General features: G+C 59.6%; 19 protein-coding genes. 9 read left to right on the top strand and 10 right to left on the bottom strand.

The window, feature by feature from the left end; all coding sequences use genetic code 11:
• Positions 1 to 13: 13 nt before the first annotated feature.
• The 3 genes from DDA898_RS07075 to DDA898_RS07065 form a co-directional block, all read right to left on the bottom strand.
• A complete protein-coding gene (locus DDA898_RS07075) occupies positions 14 to 1,744 on the bottom strand; it encodes an ABC-F family ATP-binding cassette domain-containing protein (protein ID WP_038910689.1) in 1,731 nt (576 codons plus the stop codon).
• Positions 1,745 to 2,047: 303 nt separating this feature from the next.
• The gene (locus DDA898_RS07070; protein WP_038900743.1) at positions 2,048 to 2,812 is read right to left on the bottom strand and encodes a sulfite exporter TauE/SafE family protein; all 765 of its coding nucleotides are present in this window, start codon (positions 2,810 to 2,812) and stop codon (positions 2,048 to 2,050) included.
• A 68-nt stretch (positions 2,813 to 2,880) separates the two neighbouring features.
• The gene (locus tag DDA898_RS07065; protein ID WP_038910688.1) at positions 2,881 to 3,273 is read right to left on the bottom strand and encodes a VOC family protein; all 393 of its coding nucleotides are present in this window, start codon (positions 3,271 to 3,273) and stop codon (positions 2,881 to 2,883) included.
• A 156-nt stretch (positions 3,274 to 3,429) separates the two neighbouring features.
• Here DDA898_RS07065 and DDA898_RS07060 point away from each other — a divergent pair, with 156 nt between their 5' ends.
• The gene (locus DDA898_RS07060) at positions 3,430 to 4,329 is read left to right on the top strand and encodes a LysR family transcriptional regulator (protein WP_038910687.1); all 900 of its coding nucleotides are present in this window, start codon (positions 3,430 to 3,432) and stop codon (positions 4,327 to 4,329) included.
• Positions 4,330 to 4,460: 131 nt separating this feature from the next.
• Here DDA898_RS07060 and DDA898_RS07055 read toward each other — a convergent pair whose 3' ends face one another.
• Together DDA898_RS07055 and DDA898_RS07050 are read right to left on the bottom strand one after the other, a co-directional pair.
• Positions 4,461 to 5,585 (bottom strand): ATP-binding protein, encoded by a 1,125-nt coding sequence (locus DDA898_RS07055; RefSeq protein WP_038910686.1) that lies wholly within the window; start codon positions 5,583 to 5,585, stop codon positions 4,461 to 4,463.
• Entirely contained in the window at positions 5,582 to 6,319 is a 738-nt protein-coding gene (locus DDA898_RS07050) for a response regulator (protein WP_013317173.1), read from the bottom strand. Before DDA898_RS07050 ends, DDA898_RS07055 begins: the two co-directional genes overlap by 4 nt.
• Positions 6,320 to 6,452: 133 nt before the next feature.
• On the opposite strand from DDA898_RS07050, the gene DDA898_RS07045 reads away from it, so the two are divergent.
• The 5 genes from DDA898_RS07045 (at position 6,453) to proP (ending at position 14,603) form a co-directional block, all read left to right on the top strand.
• Positions 6,453 to 7,715, top strand: coding sequence for an efflux RND transporter periplasmic adaptor subunit (locus DDA898_RS07045; protein ID WP_071604511.1), 1,263 nt, complete (start codon positions 6,453 to 6,455; stop codon positions 7,713 to 7,715).
• A 20-nt stretch (positions 7,716 to 7,735) separates the two neighbouring features.
• Positions 7,736 to 10,858 carry a multidrug efflux RND transporter permease subunit gene (locus tag DDA898_RS07040; protein ID WP_038910685.1) on the top strand — a complete coding sequence of 1,041 codons (3,123 nt, stop codon included), beginning with the start codon at positions 7,736 to 7,738 and terminating at the stop codon, positions 10,856 to 10,858.
• 432 nt (positions 10,859 to 11,290) lie between these two features.
• Positions 11,291 to 11,446 (top strand): hypothetical protein, encoded by a 156-nt coding sequence (locus DDA898_RS23435; RefSeq protein ID WP_167401380.1) that lies wholly within the window; start codon positions 11,291 to 11,293, stop codon positions 11,444 to 11,446.
• Between the two features lie 48 nt (positions 11,447 to 11,494).
• The gene (locus DDA898_RS07035) at positions 11,495 to 12,493 is read left to right on the top strand and encodes a hypothetical protein (RefSeq protein ID WP_050570218.1); all 999 of its coding nucleotides are present in this window, start codon (positions 11,495 to 11,497) and stop codon (positions 12,491 to 12,493) included.
• Between the two features lie 604 nt (positions 12,494 to 13,097).
• Entirely contained in the window at positions 13,098 to 14,603 is a 1,506-nt protein-coding gene (proP, locus tag DDA898_RS07030) for a glycine betaine/L-proline transporter ProP (RefSeq protein WP_038910684.1), read from the top strand.
• Positions 14,604 to 14,720: 117 nt separating this feature from the next.
• Here proP and DDA898_RS07025 read toward each other — a convergent pair whose 3' ends face one another.
• The 5 genes from DDA898_RS07025 to DDA898_RS07005 form a co-directional block, all read right to left on the bottom strand.
• A complete protein-coding gene (locus tag DDA898_RS07025; RefSeq protein WP_013317164.1) occupies positions 14,721 to 14,948 on the bottom strand; it encodes a DUF1272 domain-containing protein in 228 nt (75 codons plus the stop codon).
• A 50-nt stretch (positions 14,949 to 14,998) separates the two neighbouring features.
• Positions 14,999 to 16,312: an iron uptake transporter deferrochelatase/peroxidase subunit gene (gene efeB / locus DDA898_RS07020; protein ID WP_038910683.1), complete on the bottom strand. Its 1,314-nt coding sequence runs from the start codon at positions 16,310 to 16,312 to the stop codon at positions 14,999 to 15,001.
• Between the two features lie 11 nt (positions 16,313 to 16,323).
• Positions 16,324 to 17,445: an iron uptake system protein EfeO gene (gene efeO, locus DDA898_RS07015; protein ID WP_038910682.1), complete on the bottom strand. Its 1,122-nt coding sequence runs from the start codon at positions 17,443 to 17,445 to the stop codon at positions 16,324 to 16,326.
• 58 nt (positions 17,446 to 17,503) lie between these two features.
• Positions 17,504 to 18,349 carry an iron uptake transporter permease EfeU gene (efeU, locus tag DDA898_RS07010; RefSeq protein WP_038900732.1) on the bottom strand — a complete coding sequence of 282 codons (846 nt, stop codon included), beginning with the start codon at positions 18,347 to 18,349 and terminating at the stop codon, positions 17,504 to 17,506.
• A gap of 305 nt (positions 18,350 to 18,654) precedes the next feature.
• Positions 18,655 to 20,214, bottom strand: coding sequence for a sensor domain-containing diguanylate cyclase (locus tag DDA898_RS07005; protein WP_038900731.1), 1,560 nt, complete (start codon positions 20,212 to 20,214; stop codon positions 18,655 to 18,657).
• Positions 20,215 to 21,049: 835 nt separating this feature from the next.
• Between DDA898_RS07005 and dgcN the strand changes: the two genes are divergently transcribed.
• From dgcN to DDA898_RS06990, 3 genes are read left to right on the top strand one after another with little or no spacing between them, the layout of a single operon-like run.
• A complete protein-coding gene (dgcN, locus tag DDA898_RS07000; protein WP_038910681.1) occupies positions 21,050 to 22,042 on the top strand; it encodes an N-acetyltransferase DgcN in 993 nt (330 codons plus the stop codon).
• A gap of 10 nt (positions 22,043 to 22,052) precedes the next feature.
• Positions 22,053 to 23,063 carry an N-acetyl-D-Glu racemase DgcA gene (gene dgcA, locus DDA898_RS06995; protein WP_038910680.1) on the top strand — a complete coding sequence of 337 codons (1,011 nt, stop codon included), beginning with the start codon at positions 22,053 to 22,055 and terminating at the stop codon, positions 23,061 to 23,063.
• The gene (locus DDA898_RS06990) at positions 23,063 to 23,923 is read left to right on the top strand and encodes a D-amino-acid transaminase (protein WP_038910679.1); all 861 of its coding nucleotides are present in this window, start codon (positions 23,063 to 23,065) and stop codon (positions 23,921 to 23,923) included. The genes dgcA and DDA898_RS06990 overlap by 1 nt, the downstream gene beginning before the upstream one ends.
• The last annotated feature ends 70 nt before the right edge of the window (positions 23,924 to 23,993 follow it).

Here is a 23,993-nt window from a genome sequence, read left to right as displayed (position 1 = left end):
GGCGAGGTTTGATTTACACCAGCCCCAGCAGGGCGTTAAGCCGGGCGATCTCCTCTCGCCACTGCGCCTGTAGCGCCGGTTTCTGGTGCTTCGACTTACGCGCCAGATCCTCGGCCAGCCGGTGTTCCAGCTCAACCAGTTGCGCCAGCTGCACATCGGCTTCATCGACATGATCCGACGCCGCCGCCGCCGCTAACGGCTGCACCACGTGCGCCGTCGGTCCGCCGGCTGGCTCGCTCAGCCGTTGATAGACCTGATCCAGATCGTGCCACTCGCTCAACACCCCGTGATCAACCAGCCAGAAGCGGTTGCAACTGTGGCTGATCAGCGCCCGGTCGTGCGTCACCAGCAGCACGCCGCCGCCAAAGGTTTGCAGCGTGTCGGCCAGCGCTTCTTTGCCCTCCATGTCCAGATGGTTGGTCGGCTCGTCCAGCATCAACAATCCGTAGCGCGCCAGCGACAGCCCGACAAACAGCAGCCGGGCGCGTTCGCCGCCGCTCAGGGTAGCGACCGTCTGCTGATGCCGCGACCACGGAAATCCGGCGCTGATCAGCGCCATCTTGCGGTCCTGCGCCAGCGGCGCGAACGGCGTCAACGCATCGAACAGCGTATCGTCGTCACGCAGTTGATGCAGCGTCTGGTCGTAATAACCCAGCCGAACGCGCGGGTGCAGGCGAATCGACGGGTCCGCCGACGGATGTTGATACTGCCGCCACAGCAGGCGCAGCAACGATGACTTACCACAGCCGTTACGGCCGATAATCGCCACCCGGTCGCCGCTTTTCACCCGCTGCAACGGCAGGGTAAACAGCGGCGGACACGCCGGCGCCGGGCTCACCGCCAATTCCGTCATTTCCAGCAGACGATCGGCGGCCAGAGCGTCGCCATGCAGCGCCAGCCGCCACTGGCTGCCGGCGGTCAGCTCGGTTTGATCGTCCTTCAGCCGTTCGATGTGCTTTTCCATCTGCTTGGCCTTGCGCGCCAGATCTTCGTTATCGTAGACCTTGCCCCAGACGGCCAGCCGTTTGGCGCTGGCGGTAACGCGGTCGATTTCCTTTTGTTCCGCTTTACGGCGCAACGCATCGCTGCGATCGCGCTCCGCCAGCGCGGTACGAGCGGCGCTACAAGGCAGCGCAAAGTAATGCAGTTGCCGGTCGCGCAGGATATAACTGCCGTTGGTGACGTTATCCAGCAACTGGCTGTCGTGGGACACCAGCACAAAGCTGCCGCTCCAGCGTTGCAGGAACTGCTCCAGCCACAACAGCGTCGGCAAGTCCAGATGGTTGCTCGGCTCGTCCAGCAATAGCAGATCCGGCGAGGTGACAAGCGCCCGCGCCAGCAGTAGCCGGGTGTGCTGGCCGCCGCTCAGGGTGCCGGCGCAAAGAAGCCAGTCCCATTCGCCGAATCCCATCTCCGCCAGCAGGGCTTCCGCCCGCCAGCGCTCGCCGGCGCGTTCAGCCTCGGGCAGACGGGCCAGCACCGCCTCCAGCATCGTCAGCGAATGCAGATCCGCCGGCAAATGCTGTTCGACGCGCGCCAGCAGGCAGTGATGGGCTTTTGTCACGCTGCCGCGAGCCGGCGTCAGCGTGCCGTCCAGCAGCTTCAGCAGCGTGCTTTTGCCGCAGCCGTTATGGCCGATAAGACCGAGGCGGTCGCCTTTATTCAGGGTAAAAGAAACGTCGTTCAGCAGAGGGCCGAAAGGAGTATCCACACTCAGGGAGTGTACAGTCAGTAAAGTGCTCATTGCTTACTCAAGAGTTACAGGCACAGCTGTGCCTCGTCAACACACCGCTGACGATAACCCGGTAAGCCCGAGAGAAGGAGAAATGAGGTTTGCTTCGCTCAAGCCACCGTTATCGCAGCACGATATCGATAACGCTTGAGCAACGGCGATCGCCAAAAGGATGTGAAGTGTTAAACATTTCACAGCGCAGCATGATGGTCCTCCTTATTTTTATCCGTAGGTTAATCGATGACCGGATTGTAGCGGCAACGGGCGGACAGCGCCACCCGTCAGGCTTCTTTTACGCAACGTATTCCCGCCGCGTTATTTCGCCACCAGCATCACCACCGCCACGCCCACCAGCACCAGACAGAACGCCAGCCGCAACGCGACCACCGGCAGTTTGTGCGCCAGCGCCACGCCCCACGACACGCTCAGGATGCCGCCGATCGCCAGCGGGATGCCGGTCGCCCAGTCCACATTGCCGGCCTGGGTGTAAGACACCAGCGCCGCCAGCGCGCCGGGCACCACCAGCGCCAGCGCGATGCCCTGCGCCTGCGTCTGGGTGAAACCAAACAGCGTTACCAGCGCCGGCACCACCACCAGCCCGCCGCCGACGGTAAAAATACCGGACATAAAGCCGCTCGCCACGCCGAGCGCCGGTAGATAACGTTTTGATAAGACCGAGGTCGGCGTACGACTGCGCCGGCTGTTGATCCACTGCCAGATGTAGTAGGTCGCCAGCACCAGCAGGAAAATAGCAAACGCCTGCTGCAAGTTATCGACCTGAATGGCCGAGGCGATATGCGCGGCGAAATAGGCCGACACCGTGGCGAAAGCGCACAGCATCAGCGTCATGCGGGTGTCGATCTTGTTGCGCTGCCGGTAACGCAGAAAGCCGATCAACACGTTCGGGGTAATCATAATCAACGCCGTGCCCTGCGCCAGGTGCTGATTCATGCCAAACAGCATCCCCAGCACCGGAATGGCGATCAGCCCGCCGCCGATTCCCAGCATTCCGCCGCATACCCCAAGCCCCATCCCCAGAATCAAACACAACACCATATTGGTCATCAGCAAACTGGTCATAAACAGCCACTACATCCTGTTATATCGTTTTTAGAAATAATGAGTTGAATGAAAAGTACCTTCAATGATCACACCACGTCATCACGAAGATATTCCGCGATTTCGATCAGGTTCAGGTCGGGGTCGCGCAGGTAAACCGAACGGATTTTCCCGGTCGCGCCGGTGCGTTCGACCGGCCCCTCGATAATCGGCCAGCCGCAGCGCTGTAAATGCGCCATCACCTGCACCAGCGGTTCGCCGGCGATAAAACAGAGATCCAGCGCGCCGGGCGCCGGCAGATGGGCGTGCGGCGCAAACTCCGCGCCCCTGACGTGGACATTGATTTTCTGCTGCCCAAAGCAGAACGCAATACGACCGTTACCGAAGGTTTCCTGCCGCAGTCGCAGCACCTGGGTATAAAAACGCTGCGTCGCCGCCAGATCCACGCAGGTCAGCACAATGTGGTCAATATGACTAATCAACGCTGCCTTTCCTGTAATTGAGACAATAGGATGACATCCTAGGCGCAGGCGACGCTTTTGATAATTCCTCAATCGTCAATCACCCTTTCCTGCCAGGAAAGGGTCGCCACTGTGTTAGGCTATGACGCTCACGCTTTCGAGGATCGCCGCCTTCCCATGATCAATCCCGCGCATTTTGACCTGCAATCGCTACGCCTGTTTTTGCAGGTCGCCAGAATCGGTAGCCTGACCAAGACCGCCGAAACCTTCCACATGACGCTGTCGGCCCTGAGCAAACGCATGGCGGAACTGGAACGCACCGTCGATTGCACGCTGTTCATCCGTATGCCGCGCGGTCTGGCGCTGACGGCGGCGGGGAAAGAGCTGGTGCAACTCGCCCGTCAGGTCGTGGGCAGCGTGGAACGCATGGCCGGCGAAATGCAGGATTACGCCGCCGGCGTGCGCGGTCATGTGCACATCTGGGCCAACACCTCGGCCATCATCGAATTTCTGCCGCAGGATCTGGCGCATTTTCTGCAACGCCATCCGCTGGTGCGCATCAATCTGGAAGAGAAACTGAGTGAAACCGTGGTGACGGCGCTGCTCACCGGGCAGGCCGATCTCGGCATCTTCGCCGACAATGTGCCCTCCCCCGGCGTGGAAAAGATTCCGTATCGGGAAGACCAGTTGGTGGTGCTGGTGTCGCCCCGGCATCCGCTGGCTGAACACCGGGAAATCACTTTTGCCGACGCCCTGCCGTACGATTTCGTCGGCCTCAACAACGGCAGCTCGCTGCTAAAACTGTTGCAGGACACCGCCGAAGAATACGGAAAAATGCTGCGTTTGCGCATTCAGGTCAGCAGCTTTGATGGCATATGCCGCATGATCGAAGCCGGGCTCGGCATCAGCATCCTGCCTGAAGGCGCCATTCGTCCGGAAATCCTCGGCGTGGGGCTGCACGCAATCCGCCTGACCGATAGCTGGGCCACCCGCAAACTGTGGCTGGGCATCAGGTCAGGCGCGACCTTGCAGCCCGAAGCCGCCAATTTGCTGGCGCACCTGCGTCAGCCGGTCTGAATCACGCCGGCGATCGGCCAAGCGCTGGCCGACAGCGCCTTAGCCTGGCTGAAAGCCGACGCATTGCTGCCGTCAGCGCGTCCCTGATTGCCCGCTGACTGACGGTCCGTTGATCGATTGCCTATGTTCGATCACCCACCGATCGATTGCCCACCGATCGATGGTCCGCTGGCCGACAGCCCGCTGTTCCGGCCGGCCACCGGCCAGCGCAGTTCGAACCGCGCGCCGCCGAACGGCGATGGGCAGCAGCTCGCCTGACCGCCGTGCGCCTGAGCAATCGCCTGCACCACCGCCAGCCCCAGCCCGCTGCCTTTGCTGTTGCCCGCGCGCGATTGTTCACCGCGCTGGAAGGCTTCAAAAATCTGATCGGCGAACTGCGGGTCGATGCCGGGGCCGTCGTCTTCAACGCTCAGAAACGCCCGCCCGCCATCCACGCCCGCCCGGATGCATAATCGACCGGGGTCGGCATGTTTCTGCGCATTCTCCAGCAACGCCAGCAGCGCCTGACGAATCCGCACCGGGTCGCACTGCACCACCTGGTCTTCCAGCGCCAGCGACAGGGTAAACCCTTCATGTTGCAGCGCAGGTTCGAACGCGCTCACCACCGCCGTCACCTCGTCAGACAGGCGGGTTCGCGTCCAGCGCAGCTCCAGATGGCCGCTTTCCGCCAGCCCCACCACCCGCAAGTCCTCAATCAGCCGCCCCAGCCCTTCCACCTGCGTCAGCAGATTGCGAAACAAGCCGATATCCGGTTCGAACACACCTTCGGTCAGCCCCTGCAACCGGCCGCGCAAAATGGTGACCGGCGTGCGCAGTTCGTGTGCGATGGCGGCGTTCCAGAACGCCCGCTCCTGCGCCATGCGCTCCAGCCGTTCCGCCATGGTATTAAAGTCGCGCACCAGCAACGCCGCTTCGCCCAGCGAGTAATCGTCGGTTTCGGCGCGCGCGTTCAGTTCGCCTTCGGCGATCTGGCGCAGGCTGTGCGCCACTGAATTCAGCGGCACCAAAATGCGGCGCGCCAGCCGAATAGCCAGCACCACCGCGATCACCAACGCCAACAGCGTGGTGACCGCCATCCAGAACCATTCCATGGTCGTCGGCATTAACTGATCGTTCGACGACAGGCTTTCCGGAGAAATAGTCAACATCAGCGAATAGAAGATGTAGGAACCGACCACCATCATCAGGGTGACGGACAGCGCCAGCAGCGTCATGGAACGCACGATTTGGCGGCTCAGGCTACCCAGCGGTTTCATGACGCCTCCCCCAACCGGTAGCCGACGCCGCGCACGCTGGACGGCACGCCGCTCAGCCCCAGCCGCTCCAGTTTCTTGCGCAGTTTGCTGATGTGGCTGTCCACCGTGCGTTCCAGCGAATCCCCTTCCGGCAGGCAGGAAACCAGCAGTTCCTCGCGGCTGAACACCCGGCGCGGCGCACGCGCCATATGGGCGATCAGCCGGAATTCGGTCAGCGTCAGCTCCAGCGGCTGGCCGACGCCATTCAGTTCCACCACCACCTCGTGGTTTTCCAGATCGATCTGGAAGATACCGGTACGCAGGAAGCGCTGCGGCTGACGATCGGCGCGCAGACCGGCGCGGCGCAGCACCGCCTGCACCCGTGCCACCACTTCGGCGGGGTTAAACGGTTTGACCACGTAATCATCGGCGCCAATCCGCAAGCCCATCAGCTTGTCGATATCCTGATCCAGCGCGGTCAGCATAATCACCGGAGTATCGCCGCGGTGACGAATCCCCGCCAGCACTTGCCAGCCATCGACCTGCGGCATCTGTACATCCAGCAGCACCAGATCCGGTTTCATGGAGAGATGGAGTTCCAGCGCTTTGTGTCCATCGGCGGCGTGGAGGGTGCGCAAACCGCTGCGTGTGAGGTAAGCACGAAGAATATCGGCGATTTCTGGCTCATCTTCGGCGATAAGCACCAATCCATGCGTCTCGTCAGCCATCGGCATGGATTGTGTATGAACAGTCATCGGTCAGCTCATGATAAAAAATCCAGGTTCTCCATCATATCTCCATCTTTCTCCAACGGAAACCGCACACAGCGGGCGCACACTTTTGCAGTCTGGCCTCCCTATGGCCGGTAAACAGGGATTACGAAGTGATATGAACACCAAGAAACCGTATCAATACCCGGCCGCCTGTATTCTGTCGGCCCTGCTGCTGGCGACGCCCGGTCAGGCGGAGTCGCACGGCGCAACCACCCGCCAGCCCGTGTCGCTGAAACAACTGTGTCGCCACGGCGTAATACTGGCGCTGGTCGGTATGTTGCTGACCGGCTGCGACCAAACCGACGTAGCGGCCGAACCGCCGCCGGCGCAGGTCACCGTCCTGACCGCCACGCCCGCGCCCATCACCCTGACCGACGATCTGCCCGGCAGGGTCGCCGCGGTGCGGACGGCGGAAATCCGTCCGCAGGTCGGCGGCATCATCCAGCGCCGGCTGTTCGAACAGGGCGCCGAGATCCGCGCCGGGCAACCGTTGTTCCAGATTAACCCGGCACCGTTCAAGGCCGATGTCGATACCGCCGGCGCCGCGCTGCAACGCGCCCAGTCGGTGCTGAACCGGGCGCAAATTCAGGTCGCTCGTCTCAAGCCGCTGCTCAGCACCGGCGCCATCAGCCAGCAAACCTACGACGATGCGATAGCCCAGCGCGACCAGGCCGCCGCCGATGTGGCGCAGACCCGGGCCACGCTGGCGCGCCGCCAACTGGATCTGACCTTCGCCACCGTCGAGTCCCCCATTGCCGGCCGTATCGATCAGGCGCTGATCACCGAAGGCGCGCTGGTCAGCACCAACGACAGCAACCCGCTGGCGCGGGTCCAGCAGATCGATCAGGTCTATGTCGATGTGCGGCAACCGGCCTCCTCGCTGGAACAACTGCGGGATATGTTGAGTCAGCGCGCCAACGGCAGCGACGGCGTACCGGCGGTGATCCTGCACGGCGACGGCCAGCCCTACCCGATGCAGGCGCGCATTCTGTTTTCCGGCGTCAATGTGGACGCCGGCACCGGCGACGTGCTGCTGCGCATTCTGGTGGACAACCCGCAGCGGCAACTGCTGCCGGGAATGTTCGTCCGCGCCCGCATCCCGCTCGGTCACCACGACGACGCCCTACTGGTGCCGCAACAGGCGGTGACGCGCAGCGCCGGCGAAGCCAAAATCTGGGTGGTTGACGCGCGGAACACGGCCCATGCCGTCACGGTCGAGCTGGGCGAGCTGGTCAACCGGCAGTACCGCATTCGCGCCGGGCTCAGCGCCGGCCAACAGGTGGTGATCGAAGGCGGCGAAAGGCTGAGAGACGGCGCCTGGGTGACGACCCAGAACTGGAAAACGGTGCCGTCCGCCACTGACGTGGCGTCACGTTAACAGCAAAGGAGCCATGCGCCATGCCGCAATTTTTTATCCATCGCCCGGTATTCGCCTGGGTGATCGCCCTGTTCATCGTGCTGCTGGGAACCATCGCCATTCCCCAGTTGCCGATCGCCCGTTACCCGTCGGTGGCGCCGCCGACGGTGAGCATCACCGCCTCTTACCCCGGCGCGACGCCCCAGACCATGAATGATGCGGTGGTCGGGCTCATTGAACGCGAGCTGTCCAGCGTCAAAAACCTGCTCTATTTCGAGTCGTCGGTGGACACCTCCGGTTCGGCGCAGATCAGCATCACCTTCAAGCCGGGCACCGACCCGGAGCTGGCGCAGGTGGACGTGCAAAACCGCATCAAATCGGTCGAACCCCGGCTGCCGCAAACGGTCAGGCAAAACGGCCTGCAGGTGGAGTCCGCCTCATCGGGCTTCCTGCTGCTGGTCAGCCTGACCTCCGATAGCGGGCGTTTCGACCAGGTGGCGCTGAGCGACTACATGGCGCGTAACGTGGTCGAGGAGCTGCGCCGGGTCGACGGCGTCGGCCGCGTCCAGCTATTCGGCGCCGAACAGGCGATGCGCATTTGGGTCGACCCGAACAAGCTGCTGTCCTACGGCCTGACCATGAACGACCTGTCGACCGCCATCACCCAGCAGAACGCGCAAATCGCCCCCGGACGGGTCGGCGACGCGCCTACCCTGCCGGGGCAGCGGGTGACCATTCCGCTGACGGTGCAAGGGCAGTTGGAAAACCCGGAGCAATTCGCCGCCATCGTGCTGCGTGCCCGGGAGGACGGCTCGCGGGTGACGCTGGCCGACGTGGCGCGCGTCGAACTGGGCGCGCAGTCCTACGGTTTTTCCGTGCGTGAAAACGGCAAGGACGCCACCGCCGCCGCCGTTCAGCTGGCGCCGGGCGCGAATGCGGTGCGCACCGCCGCCGCGATCGCGCAGCGCATGGCCGAGCTGAAACCGTCCATGCCCGCCGGGATGGGCTATTCGCTGCCGTTCAACACCGCGCCGTTCGTCAAAATCTCCATCGAGCAGGTGGTCAGGACGCTGGCCGAAGCGATGGTGCTGGTGTTTCTGGTGATGTACCTGTTTCTGCAAAATGTGCGTTATACCTTGATCCCGGCGATTGTCGCCCCCATCGCCCTGCTCGGCACCTTTACGGTGATGCTGGCGGCCGGTTTCTCCATCAACGTGCTGACGATGTTCGGCATGGTGCTGGCGATCGGCATCATCGTGGATGACGCCATCGTGGTGGTGGAAAACGTTGAGCGGCTGATGGCGCAGGAACGGCTGTCGCCTCAGGCGGCGACCACCCGGGCGATGAAGGAGATCACCGGCGCGATTATCGGCATCACGCTGGTGCTGTCGGCCGTGTTTATCCCGATGGCGTTCGCCAGCGGTTCAGTGGGGGTCATCTACCGGCAATTTACCCTGTCGATGGCGGTATCAATCCTGTTCTCGGCGTTTCTGGCGCTGACGCTGACCCCTGCGCTGTGCGCCACGCTGCTGACGCCGGTTGCCGACGGTCATCATGAGAAACGCAGCTTTAACCGCCGTTTCGAACAGTTGACGCAACATTACGCCGCCGGCACCCGCGCGCTGCTGCGCCGTTCCGGCAGCATGTTGCTGCTGTTCGCCGCGCTGACCGGCGCGCTGGCGTGGATATTCCGGGAATTGCCGTCCGACTTTCTGCCGCAAGAGGATCAGGGCTACTTCATGACCTCGATCCAACTGCCGTCGGACGCCACCGAAGCGCGCACGCGGGACGTGGTCAAGGCCTACGAACAGCACATCGCCTCGCGCCCCGGTATTGCGTCCAACATGTCGATTCTCGGCTTCGGCTTCTCCGGCTCCGGCCCCAACGCGGCGATGGCGTTCACCACGCTGAAGGACTGGTCGGCCCGCGACGGCGCCACCGCGCAGGGTGAAGTGGCGCTGGCGCAGCAGGCGATGTCGTCGATCCGCGAGGGTACCGCCATGACGCTGATGCCGCCCGCGATCGATGAGCTGGGCACCTCGTCCGGCTTTACCCTGCGCCTGCAGGACCGATCCGGTCAGGGTTACGCCGCGCTCAAGGCGGCGGAAACCAAACTGTTGACGCTGGCGGCGCAGAGCCACATCGTCGCCGGGGTTTATCCGGACGGCCTGCCGCCCGGCAGCACGGTGCGGCTGAATATCGACCGTCAAAAGGCGGAAGCGCTCGGCGTGTCGTTCAGCACCCTCAGCGAGACGCTGTCCGCCGCCATCGGCTCACTGTACGTGAACGACTTCCCGAACGCCGGCCGTATGCAGCAGGTGATCATTCAGGCCGACGCGCCGGCGCGGATGCAACTGGACGATGTGCTCCGGCTGTATGTGCGCAACACCGCGGGCGGCATGGTTTCGCTGAAAGAGGTGGTGACGCCGGTCTGGAGCGATACCCCGCTGCAACTGACGCGCTATCAGGGGTTCCTGGCGGCACGAATCTCCGGCAGCGCCGCGCCCGGCGTCTCCAGCGGCGCGGCGATGGCGGAGATGGAACGGCTGGCGGCGCAGTTGCCGCCCGGCTTCACCGTGGAATGGACCGGGCAGTCGCTGCAGGAACGGCAATCCGCCGCGCAGGCGCCGATGTTGCTGCTGCTGTCGATGGTAGTGGTGTTTCTGGTGCTGGCGGCGCTGTATGAAAGCTGGTCGATTCCGCTGTCGGTCATGCTGGTGGTGCCGCTGGGGCTGCTCGGCGCGGTGCTGGCGGTGATCCTGCGCGATATGCCGAACGACGTGTTCTTCAAGGTGGGGCTGATTACCGTCATCGGTCTGTCGGCCAAGAACGCCATCCTGATCGTCGAGTTCGCCAGACAGCTGCGCGACCAGGGGCATGAACTGGTGGACGCCGCGGTGACGGCGGCGCGCCTGCGCCTGCGCCCGATCCTGATGACCTCGCTGGCGTTTGCGCTGGGGGTGGTGCCGCTGATGGTGGCGTCGGGCGCCAGCGCGGAAACCCAGCACGCCATCGGCACCGGCGTGTTCGGCGGTATGGTCAGCGCCACCGTACTGGCGGTATTCTTCGTGCCGGTGTTTTTCGTGGCGGTCATGAGCGTGCAGGAGCGTTATGACCGCTGGCGTGAAAAACGCCGGACAACACACGTAAACGCCCCACACTAACCCCATCAGAGTGGCGACAGGCTGAACGTCGCCGCTCTCATTATGCGGTTATCCCATCACGCCATGACCGCCAGGTCCGATCCTTGTATGTTTAAAGCAGACCCTGCTGCCCGTGTTTGCTTAGTGCCAGGGGGGGGGAAGTTTAGAGTGGTTCTGGGAAGCTCTCATATCGTGGCCAAATTTTGTCTACCGTTTAACTGCGAGAAGATAAACGTTTGTGTCGAAGGTAAAGGAGAGAAAAGTTCTTTGGAAATGAATGTATGAGTATCTGGCAAACAATGATATCCGTACTTCTATCCAGGAGTTAACGACTTACTTTGTACTCTGAAAGTACACAGTGGTTGCATCAATAGTATACTATTGCGTAACGAAGATTCGTGACGTATAGTTGCTGCAACTCATTTGTTTATAACTACCGTCAGGTACTAAATTATGTCTCCCGCACAAGCTAAACAGAAGCAGCATAAACGCTACAATGCCGTAGCAGTGCAAGTTGCGCTTGGTCGTGCCGGGTATCAACCTGCCGTGAAAAGTCGCTTCAGCAAGTCAGCCAGCAATAAGTTTGCCCATGAGATCGATTTTGCCTGACCACGAACTTTGAGGCACAATAAACCATCATCCACTGATGGTTTTTTTATGTCTGTTCAAAACGTTATCCCCCCTGATGAGCAGGTGTATCTGCTAAATCAGCAGTTGATCTGCAACGCCGATCAGTTCAAACATGCGGTGATCACAGTTGGCGGCCAGGCCGTGCGATACTGGATATCCTATTACCATGCTCGATACGGCGATAGGTTGCCTGATGAGCGTCTCACTACTTCTGTTGACTGCGACTACAGCGCCCGGAAAGACGACATTGCGGCCATAGCTAAAACACTCAATGTAAATACGTGGGAGAACAAAGACGGCCAGCCACCATCCCTAGCTCAGTTCATGCTTATCGATAAGGACACGCATGATATTAAGCGGGATGATGATCGTTTGTTTGCTGTGCCGAATGCACCTGACGAGCCAAATGTGGTAGATATTATCGATCGGCCCGGAGGCTTTGACCGCTCTGATTTTCTGGGGGATAAACTTTACCTCCATACCACCCCGTTTTATGTGGAAGCAACCGGCCCAGGTATCCCGGAAATGAGCGAAAAGATCAGGGTGTTAAATCCCATTGCCTGTATGCGCTCCCGCTTCAGTAACCTAATTGATTTGCGTCGTGATCCTGAAATTGAGATCGCCCGAATCAACGCGCTTAAAATCCCGTGTTACTACTTTCTTATCGACGCGTTCGATGTTGAGCCGTTCTGGATTGCTCGGGAAATGTTTATGGAACTCTGGCAGTTGGCGGGCAATAAGAATTGTCTTCGTCAGCAAGCATTCTGGCACACCTGGCAGGGACCGTTATTGGAGAAGCAGCAAAGTAACAACATTACACTATTAGGCGTATTGGAAAAAGTGCATCAATTTCTAGCAGGGCATCTGGATGATTTTGAGATCCCGGAAGCCTTTGTCACCAAAGAGTTGCCACTGAAACTTGCGCAGCTTAGTGACCGATTTGAGCGCTATATTGCGCTCAACAATGAACAGGCGGTAAGAGGACGCAGGGGATATGAACGTAATCGCCGTGATGATTACCTATAGTGCATCGCCATTGTCTTACTAGTCATCTTATAGCCGCCTACTTCGGCTCCTCGCCCACAGCAGGCATCCATCGTTTACAACCTCTGCGTAACGTTTCGCCTACCTTTATTGATATCAAACACGACGGCTCACCTTTGCTTTTCCAGTTAAGTCCGTGGTTATCCCCCCATTTCAGCCACCAGAAAAACCCACTCAGAACCAGCATAAAACACCAGTAAAAAGCCAAATAATCGATATTTAAATCCACATAAAATGACAAACAATCACCATTATTTTTATAAATTAAAAAATTGTGATATTATTAACAACAATGTGTATTGACAACGGCCTGCTCGTTCAGCATCGCAACAGGCCGTAGTACGCGATCACGCCGAGCCTGCATCATTTTGATGCCCCGGCCCGGCAGAGATGCTCAAGGGGAAGAATGAGACGGTGTTGCGCCATGTTGCCGGCGCGCCGACGTGAATACGTTTTGCGGGCTGCTGTCCGCCACACCCTCACCACACTACCCGATAGCACCTGACGTCATACCCGGCAAGACGGTGTTTTTCCCCCACGCTTCACCTCCCTTTTCATGTCACGAGAATAAAAGGTTAGTCACTTTATGAAATTGAAGAGAAAACGTGTAAAACCTATCGCGCTGGACGATGTCACCATCATTGATGACGGCCGTCTGCGCAAAGCCATTACCGCCGCCGCGCTCGGCAACGCCATGGAGTGGTTCGATTTTGGCGTCTACGGCTTCGTCGCCTATGCGCTGGGCCAGGTGTTCTTCCCCGGCGCCGATCCCGGCGTACAGATGATCGCCGCGCTGGCGACCTTCTCGGTGCCGTTTCTGATCCGCCCGCTGGGCGGCGTGTTTTTCGGCGCACTGGGCGACAAATACGGCCGCCAGAAAATCCTCGCCATTACCATTATCATCATGTCCATCAGCACCTTCAGCATCGGGCTGATACCGTCGTACGAACGCATCGGCATCTGGGCGCCGATCCTGCTGCTGCTGGCAAAAATGGCGCAGGGGTTCTCCGTCGGCGGCGAATACACCGGCGCGTCGATCTTCGTGGCGGAATATTCTCCCGACCGCAAACGCGGTTTCATGGGCAGTTGGCTGGATTTCGGCTCCATCGCCGGGTTTGTGCTGGGCGCCGGCGTGGTGGTGCTGATTTCCACCCTTATCGGCGAACAGGCGTTTCTGGAATGGGGCTGGCGCCTGCCGTTCTTCCTGGCGCTGCCGCTCGGCCTCATCGGCCTGTACCTGCGCCACGCGCTGGAAGAAACCCCCGCGTTTCGGCAACACGTGGAGAAACTGGAGCAGAACGATCGCGACGGGCTGAAAGCCGGACCGGGCGTCTCTTTTCGGGAAATCGCCACCCACCACTGGAAAAGCCTGCTGGTATGCATCGGGCTGGTGATCGCCACCAACGTGACCTATTACATGCTGCTGACCTACATGCCAAGCTACCTGTCGCACAGCCTGCATTACTCGGAAAACCATGGCGTATTGATCATCATCGCCATCATGATCGGCATGCTGTTCGTGCAGCCGGTGATGGGCCTGCTCAGCGACCGCTTTGGCCGCAAACCATTCGTGGTTATCGGCAGCGTCGCCATGTTTTTCCTGGCGGTGCCGAGCTTTATGCTGATCAACAGCGACATTATCGGCCTGATTTTTCTTGGGCTGCTGATGCTGGCGGTGATCCTGAACGCTTTTACCGGCGTGATGGCGTCAACCCTGCCCGCGCTGTTCCCGACGCACATTCGCTATAGCGCGCTGGCCAGCGCTTTCAATATCTCGGTGTTGATCGCCGGCCTGACGCCCACCGTCACCGCCTGGCTGGTGGAAAGCAGTCAGAACCTATATATGCCGGCGTACTACCTGATGGTGATCGCCGTTATCGGCCTGTTGACCGGCCTGTTCATGAAAGAAACGGCCAACAAGCCGCTGAAGGGCGCCACGCCGGCCGCCTCCGACCTGTCGGAAGCGAAGGAAATTTTGCAGGAGCACCACGACAATATCGAACATAAAATCGAGGATATCACGCAGCAAATCGCCGAGCTGGAAGCGAAACGCCAACTGCTGGTTGCCCAGCATCCGCGCATTAATGACTAGCTGAAGCTGAACCAATGAACAGCTGAGCACGCCCGTCGACCTTCTGTTCGACGGGCGTTTTGCATCAGCCTGGCAAGAAAAACCGGGGTAGAGAAAACAGCGGTAGAAAGAAAAGCGTTACCGGGCCAGCACCCGCCGGGTCGACGCCGGGTTATTGACCAGTTTCTCCGCCGGCCGGATCGGCCGACGGACCAGTTCGCCGCCGCAGTTAGGGCAGCGACCGCTCAGTTTATCCTCCGCGCAATCCGCGCAGAAGGTGCACTCAAACGAACAAATCCGCGCCAGCAATGAATCCGGCGGCAGATCGGCGTCGCAACATTCACAGTTGGGCCGTAATTCCAGCATGATGACGCTCCTGTTTTCAGCGATTAACCCGGTTGGTAACCCGGCGCGGCTTACGCCGTCAGCAACCCGCTCGCCAGCCAGTCGTCGGCGCTTTTCACCCCCGGCAGCACGAAGAAATACCCTCCGCCGATTGGCTTGATGTACTCCTCCAGCGGTTCGCCGTCGAGCCGTTTTTGCACCGTCAGAAAACCTTTTTCCAGGTCGGCCTGATAGCAGACGAACAGCAGCCCCATATCCAACTGGCCGGAGTTAGACACCCCCAGCGAGTAGCTGTAGCCACGGCGCAGCATCAGGTTGGCGCGGGTTTCCGGGGTGCGTGGATTGGCGAGGCGAATATGCGCGTCCAGCGGAATCACTTTGCCTTCCGGGTCCTGACCGTAGTCCGGTTCGTCATGCTCATGGGCCATGCCCAGCGGCGCGCCGCTGTGTTTGTCCCGGCCGAAAATGGTCTGCTGCTCCCTGAGCGGCGTGCGGTCCCAGAATTCAACATGAAAACGGATGATGCGTGCCGCCTGATAGCTGCCGCCCACCGCCCAGGCCGGCTCGCTGGACGCCGCGCCGACCCACAGGATCTGGTCCATCAGCGTATGATCGCCGGTATTGGGGTTAGCGGTACCGTCTTTGAAACCCAGCAGATTGACGGGGGTTTGCCGGCCTTTGCTGCGCGCCGCGTGCGCGGAAATAAACCCTTCCCGCTTCCAGCGTACGCTGAGCAGGTCCGGCGTCTGCTTGATGATGTCGCGCAGCGCGTGCAGCACCGTCTCGTTGGTGTTGGCGCAAATCTGCAACAACAGGTCGCCGTGACACAGACTGGCGTCCAGCGAGTCGTTGGGAAAACGGGTCATGCGTTGCAGCTTCAGCGGCTTGAGCGCCTGCAAACCAAACCGTTCGTCAAACAGCGACGCGCCGACCGACACGGTGATGGTAAGGTTATCCGGATAGATTTCCGGCCCCATGATGCCGGAATCCAGCGGCGGCAGACGCGGGTCGACATCCGGCACCTTGCCGCCCTGCGTCAGAAATGCGACACGCTGAGTCAGCAACTGGAACAACCGGGTCAGGTCCGGCTTGCTGGTCGCCAGCACATCGAACGCCACCAGCATCATCGCCGCCTGTTGCGGCGTGACGATACCGGCCTGATGCGGACCGTAGAACGGCTGTTTTTCCCAGCGTTCATCCTGCGGCGCCTGCGGTTTGTCCTCCGCCTGCGCCAGCCGGTCGGCGCCGAGCGCCAGCGCGCCGCCCATCATGCCCAGCCCCTGCAACAGCCGGCGGCGTGAGGGCGAAGCGATGTCCGGCTGTGCCGGACACGCGGAAGCTTGGGAGGAATGCGGCCCGTCCTGCGGGCCAGTGGTATGGCTCATGATCGCTCGCCTCAATCCAAACCGAGCACGCCGCGCAGCTGCGCCAGGTCTTCCGCCAGCGTGGTGATCGGCCCTTTCAGCGCGGTGCGATCGGCGTCGCTCAGCTTCTCGTAAGATTCAAACCCGTCTTTGGTTCTGTACTTCGCCAGCACGCCATCAACCGTTTTGAAGTTGGCGTCGATTTTGGTCAGCAGCGGTTTATCGGCTTTCTCCAGCAATGGGCGCAGCAGGTTGACGATCTTCTGCGCGCCGTCAACGTTGGCCTGGAAATCCCACAGGTCGGTGCGGCTGTAACGATCTTCCTCGCCGCTGATCTTGGTCGCCGCCACTTCTTCAATCAGCCCGGCCGCGCCGCCCACCACTTTACTCGGCAGGAAGGTCAGGCTGGCGATACGTTTTTGCAGCTCCTGGGTATCGGCGTACAGCTGATCCGCGTACTGCTCCATACCTTTGGTGGAACGGTCGGCGAACAGTGCTTTCTCCAGTCGGTGGAAACCGGTGAATTTCGGGTCGTCGGCTTTCTTCTCGTAGTCGTCTTCACGGGCGTCGATGCTGCCGTCCAGATCGGAGAACAGCTCGGCAATCGGCTCGATACGCTCGTAGTGCTGACGGGTCGGTGCATAGAGTTTACGCGCTTCATCCAGCTTGCCGGCCTTGATAGCGGCGGTGAACAGTTTGGTCTGCTGTACCAGCCCTTCCACTTCTTTGGTCACGTAAACCTTGTATTCGGCGATCGGCCCTACCAGGTCCAGCACGTTGGTTTTCGCGGCGGCGGCATCGCCGCCGGCGGTCACCACCAGTTTACCTTTCGGGTTGCTGAGCAGGCCGCAGGTCATATCGTATTCGCCCGGTTCCAGGTTGGCGGTCATTTTCTGGGTAAAGCCCGGCGCGATATTCTCACGCTCTTCCACCACCATCACCCCTTTGAGGATTTCCCATTCCAGGTTTTTCTGACTGGCGTTGGTGACCACAAACTGCGTTTTGCCGGCCGCCACCGTGACTTGCATCGGTTCGCACTGTTTGTCGTTCACGGTAATCTTAACCTGCGGGACATCCGCGGCCAGCGCGCTGAACGCCGGTAAAGCCAGCAGAGCGACGCACAGCGCCGTACGGCGGAAGAATGGTGTAGACATAGAATTATCCCTTTTTACATTAATTGTTAATGGTGATAGTTACTAATAGTTACAGCGATTAATGGTGATGCTTACGCGGCGCCGAAGCCGTGGCCGGCTCCATGCGCTGCGGCAGGAAAAAGAACGCCAGCGCCGGGATCAGATACAGGAAATAGACCACCACTTCGCTGACCGTCGGGGTTTCCTGATAGCCGAACATCCCTTCCAGCAACGTGCCGAACAGGGTATGGGTCGACAGCGTGGCGCTGAAATCGAACGCGATTTGCTGAAATTGGTTCCACAGTCCCGCTTCGTGAAACGCGCGGATAGCTCCGGCGGCCAGACCAGCGGCGACAAACAGAATGAACAGGCTGCTCCATTTGAAGAACCGCGCCAGATGCAGTTTCACCCCGCCCCAGTAGATCATCACCCCGACCACAACGGCGCACAGCAGCCCCAGCACGGCGCCGATCGGCGCGTAAATGCCGACATCCTGCTGGAAAGCGGCCAGCAGAAAGAACACCGACTCCAGCCCTTCGCGCGCCACGGCGAAGAAGACCATCGCCACCAGCGCCCACCCCTGACGCGAACTGGCGCTCAGCGCCTGATCGATGGCGCCTTCCAGATGCACCCGAACCGAGCGAGATACCTTGCGCATCCAGAACACCATATAGGTCAGGATGATCACCGCGATCACCGCGACTATCCCTTCAAACAGCTCCTGCTGTTTTTGCGGAAACTCACCGGTGGTGGCGTTGATGAACACCCCGAGCGCCAGACATAGCACCAGCGCCAACGCCACCCCCGCCCAAACCGCCCCCAACCACTGTTCGCGTTGGGTACGCTTCAGGTAGCTGGCAATCAGGCTGACGATCAGCGCCGCCTCCAGGCCTTCACGGAACATGATGAGCAACGGAACAAACATGGATGGATACTCCTCAGACAGACAGGGCGACACGCACTTTTAGTTCCAGACCCGCTCCAGACGCCAGCCCGGACGCGCCGTCACAGGGATACAAATCAGATAAAGAATGATAATAGTTCTTATTAATAGAGAAAGGTAAGGTAGGGTAAAGCAATTTTTTCTAATCAAATATTTCAGCGCTGCCGTCCGGCGCAGCAGCGGGGCATGACAGGGAAAACCCGGCGGTGTCGCACATTCGTGTCTGGGCAATTACGTGTCTGGGCAATTACATGGCTGGCAATGGGCGGGCGCATTGCCAGCCGTGCCTATAACCGCACGCAGCGGTCACGGCCTTTTTTCTTCGCCAGATACAACGCCTGATCGGCCCCTTCTTTCAGGCGCTGAATATCGCAGGGGTTGTCGCTGGAGTGCGAATACACCCCCACGCTCACCGTCACCACCAGACGGGGCAACAGCGAGGCCTGATGCTGTATCGCACATCTGCGTACACTTTCCACCACTCGCTCACCGTACACCGCCGCCTGTTCACCGTTCATTCCCGGCAAAATAATCGCGAACTCTTCGCCGCCATAACGAGCGGCCAGAGCGCCGTCAGGCAAAAGCAGCCCGTTCAACACGCCGCCCAGTTGGGTCAGACAGCGGTCGCCCAACACATGGCCGTAGGTATCGTTGTAACGTTTGAAGAAATCCACATCCAGCATGATCAGCGACAGGAGCCCGCCCTCTTCGCGGGCGCGGGTCAGCGACTGCTCCAGATAAAGATCGAAACGTCGGCGATTGGCCAGTTTGGTGAGCGGGTCAACCAGCGCCAGTTTTTGCAGCACTTTGTTCTTGTCGCTTTCCTCCTGATGCAGGCGGCTGATCGCCTCTTTATTTTTCACTGTTAAGCGGATCTGTTTCAGAACGAAGCCGCCGAGAACAAACATGGCGAACAGCACCATGATGTTGAGCAGCATGGCCGAAATGTTTTCCGTCAGCCAGCGCGTCTGCAGCGCGCCTCTGTCCAGACTGGCCGCCACCACCAGCGGATAGCGTTTCAGTTTAACGTAGCCGACAATACGAACCCGGTTATCCAGCGTGGTGCGCCAGATACCGTTACCGCTACCCTGTTCCAGCCGGGACTTTTCAAACAGGCCGCCGTCAGCGAAATTGCTATTAATATATTGTTCGCGATTGGGGTAAAGATAAATGGCATGGCCATCCGCATTCATCAATGACAGCACGCCGTCATAATCCAGGCTGAAATAACTGTAGAAATTACCGAAATAATTATGGTCGATAGTGGCAAGGAAAACGCCCTTGAATTCGCCATTCGGTCCATTTATTCGTTTAGCCACCGGAATAATACGTCTGCGGGTTATCGTACTGACGTTAACCTTACCGATAAACAACGACGTGGTATTATTGTCTCTGAGCCAGGTAAAATATTCCCGCCGGCCGGCATTATAAATATAGAGCGGCCCATTGCCGGTAGAGGAAATCAGGTTTCCCTTTTCGTCAAACAGGTAGAAACCCACCAGTTGCGGCAGCACCGCGCGATGGGTATCGAGAACGTTTTTCACTCGCGTGGAATCCAGCATGCCGGTTTGCGACAACTCCCGCAGCATGTCGTCGATCGCCACTTCAATCGGCACAAACGTATCTTCCGCCTGACGTGACATCGCCACGGACAGGTTAGTCACGTTTTTCTCCGCATCCACCAACATACGCTGATAGGAATCCAGAAAATTCCAAATACTTGTGGTCACAAAAATCAGGCTACAGACGGCCAGAAACGCCATCATGGTAATACCGGGAGAAGTATGAAATGGCAAAGAACGAAGGAAACGCAGAGCACTGAACAGAGAATTATTATTATTTGACATATGCGTTCTCAATAAGACGACAACTCTATATAGACATGCTACCTGATATTTCAGACGGTGTCCCACTATTGCCATTCCACCGTCTCCCGCTGTCCTAAAAGGCGCAACGGGGTATTCCGCCAGATAAAATGTGATCTCTCAACATGCAGCATACATCCTTAACCTGTTGCCACATTGGGGACAGACTATAATAAATCTGTGACAAAACGCTCAGTTCTGTAAAAAAGCCCGCTATCGTACCGGCATCTGCGTCCTCCTGATGCTCAATATTACGCTGCCGAGTGCGCCAATGTTCGATCCATTTTAGTGCACCCTGTTTGTCCAGGGTAAAATCAATCCTCACCTTGCGCGTTATCCGTGCTTTTTATTAACGTGATGATGAATAGTCTTTTGAGGTAATTTAACATTCCTCGTGGAAATACAATGCGGCCGACCCAGTAATGTGCAACAGCACCAAAATAACGCGAGCATCGCACTAAAATAACCCTATTAATTTTTACTCGCCTTTATTTTTATAAAAATCGGCCTGATATTCGTTTTTAAAAAAATAACAGACTTTTATATTAAAAAACACCTAATAGAAGACATCGCGAACGAATAAAAACCATCACATCCAGAATATAAATCTTATTTTTTGTCGTTATTGACAACATAACACTACTTGATAATATCGAAAAACCTGACCTGTCAGCATTATTTTCCGGACACCACAACGTATCCAGAAAAGCGCTGATGTACGCATTATCTTATTGATTCTAATTTTCTATTTACCTTACCTACCGGTGAGACGGCGGCCCTTTGCCCTGCGTTTTTTATTTCAATAATGGAGTCGGTGATGAATATTAAAAAACCTTATTTGCTGTTTCTTGGCGATGCCCACGACCAGTTGGCCGCCAAAGTGGCGATCGGCATCAAACAGTGGCATCCGGAGTACTGCGTCGGCCAGTACCGCATGGCGGGGTGCCGGGCGGACTGCGGCCTGCCGGATATGGATATCCCCGCCGCCCGCGCGGCGGGCGCGCAGACGCTGGTGATCGGCGTGGCGAACCGCGGCGGCATCATTTCCGACGCCTGGGTCGCGGTGCTGCGTCAGGCGCTGGAGTGCGGCATGGATCTGGCCGCCGGTCTGCACAACAAACTGGCGGATGTGCCGGAAATCAGCGAATTGGCCGCCCGGCTGGGGCGCTCGCTGTTCGACGTGCGTCACCCGACCCAGAGCTTCCCGGTGGCCAGCGGGCGTAAACGCAGCGGTAAACGCTTGCTGCCGGTCGGCACCGACTGCTCCTGCGGCAAGATGTACACCGCGCTGGCGATTGAAAAAGCGCTGCTGGAACGCGGCGGCAAGGCCACCTTTCGCGCCACCGGCCAGACCGGCATTCTGATTTCCGGCGCCGGCGTCAGCATTGACGCGGTGGTGTCCGACTTTATCGCCGGCGCGGTGGAAACCCTCGCCCCCGATAACGACGCCGACCACTGGGACGTGATCGAAGGTCAGGGGTCGCTGTTCCACCCTTCGTTCGCCGGCGTCACCACCGGTATTATCCACGGCGCACAGCCGGACGCGCTGGTGCTGTGTCACGAACCCACCCGCACCCGCATGCGCGGCGTGGACTATCCGCTGCCGGATCTGCAAGCCTGTATCGACCTCAATCTGGCGATGGCAAGACTGACCAACCCGCACGCCCGCTTCGTCGGGGTTTCCATCAACAGCGCGCACCTGGACGAAGCGGACGCGCTGGCCTACATGACGACACTGGAACAGCAACTGGGTTTGCCGGTAGTCGATCCGTTCCGTCAGGGCGTGGGCCGTATCGTCGACCAACTGTGAGGACCGCATCATGGCGGAATTGATCGTCACCCATGAACGCTGGGCGTTAAAAGAAACCTTCACCGTTTCGCGCGGCAGTAAAACCCACGCCGATGTCATCAAGGTAACGGTGCGCGACGGGCGCTGCGAAGGGCACGGCGAAAGCGTGCCTTATGCCCGCTACGGCGAAAACATTAGCGGCGTGGAAGCTCAGTTGCTGACGCTGCGGGACGCGGTGCGACGCGGCCTCGACCGGTCGACATTGCAAACCCTGTTGCCGCCCGGCGCCGCACGTAATGCGCTGGACTGCGCGCTGTGGGACCTCGACAGCCAGCGACAGGCCAAACCGGTGTGGCAACTGGCCGGGCTGCCGCGCCCGGAACCGGTGGTCAGCGCGTTCACGCTGTCGCTGGATACCCCGGAACGGATGGCGCAGGCGGCGCAACGCAACGCGCACCGTCCGTTACTGAAGCTGAAACTGGCGGACGAACATGACATCGAGCGGGTGGCGGCGGTGCGACAGTGGGCGCCGCAAGCGCGGCTGATCGTCGACGCTAACGAAGGCTGGAACGTCGATTTGTACCTGAAACTGGTGCCGGCGTTGCAGCGCCTTGGCGTCAGCCTGATTGAACAGCCGCTGCCCGCCCGCGACGACGAGGCGCTGGCCGCGCTGCCGCGCCCGATTCCGCTGTGCGCCGACGAGTCCTGTCATGACCGCCGGTCGTTGCCGGGGCTGGCGGCGCGCTACGACATGGTCAACATCAAGCTGGATAAAACCGGCGGGCTGACCGAAGCGCTGTTATTACGTCAGGCGGCGCAGGCGCAGGGGCTGAAAGTCATGGTGGGTTGCATGGTCAGCACCTCGCTGTCGATGGCGCCGGCCACGCTGATAGCGCAAGGCGCGGAGATCGTCGACCTCGACGGGCCGTTGCTGCTGGCGGACGACCGGGTCGGTGGGCTGGAATGGCGCGGCAGCCAGCTGTATTTATCTGAAGAGGGATTGTGGGGCCACCCCCGCCCTTGTTTAACGGGAGTTGCATAATGTCACGTGTCCTTTACGTTAACGGGCGCTATCTGCCCGAGGAACAAGCGACGATTTCGGTGTTCGATCGCGGATTTCTGTTTGCCGACGCGGTGTATGAAGTCACCGCGGTGGTCAACGGCCGGCTGGCGGAATATGACGGCCACATGGCGCGGCTGGCGCGCTCCTGCCGCGAGCTGAACCTGCGTCTGCCGGTTAGCCAGGAAGCGTTGCGGGAAATTCATCTGGCGCTTATCGAGCAAAACCGGCTGGAGGAAGGCGGCATTTACCTGCAACTCAGCCGGGGCAGCACCGGCGACCGTGATTTCGCCTTCCCCAGCGACGCCGCGCCGACGCTGGTGCTGTTCACCCAGTCCCGCCCGGTGATCCACCATCCCTGCGCGGAAAAAGGCATTCGCGTCATCACCTGTCCGGATCTGCGCTGGCACCGGCGCGACATCAAGACCGTCAGCCTGCTGATGGCCTGCATGGCGAAGGAGTGGGCGCACGCCAAAGGCGCCGATGACGCCTGGCTGGTGGAAAACGGCCTGATTACCGAGGGCAGTTCCAGCAACTGCTTTATCGTCGATGCCGATAACCATTTGATCACCCGCCCGCTGAGCAACGACATCCTGCATGGCATTACCCGCAAGGCGCTGCTGCAACTCGCCGCCGATCATCAGCTGACGGTGGAAGAACGGGCGTTTACCCCGCAGGAAGCGCTCGCCGCCAAAGAAGCCTTTATCAGCTCCGCCACCACCTTTGTCTGGCCGGTGGTAGAGATTGACGGCGTGACGATTGGCGATGGGCGGCCCGGCCCGCTGGCGCGCCAGCTGCGGGACATCTATATCGGAATGATTCGCGCCCAGACGGCGGGGTGAGCATCTGGCGCGGCGGGTAATACCGCCCTGCCGTATCAGGACAGGGCCTGTTTTCACCACATGTCTACCG

The sequence above is a fragment of the Dickeya dadantii NCPPB 898 genome, assembly GCF_000406145.1.
GTDB classification, from domain to species: domain Bacteria; phylum Pseudomonadota; class Gammaproteobacteria; order Enterobacterales; family Enterobacteriaceae; genus Dickeya; species Dickeya dadantii.
This window is presented reverse-complemented; position numbering and strand designations above follow the sequence as displayed.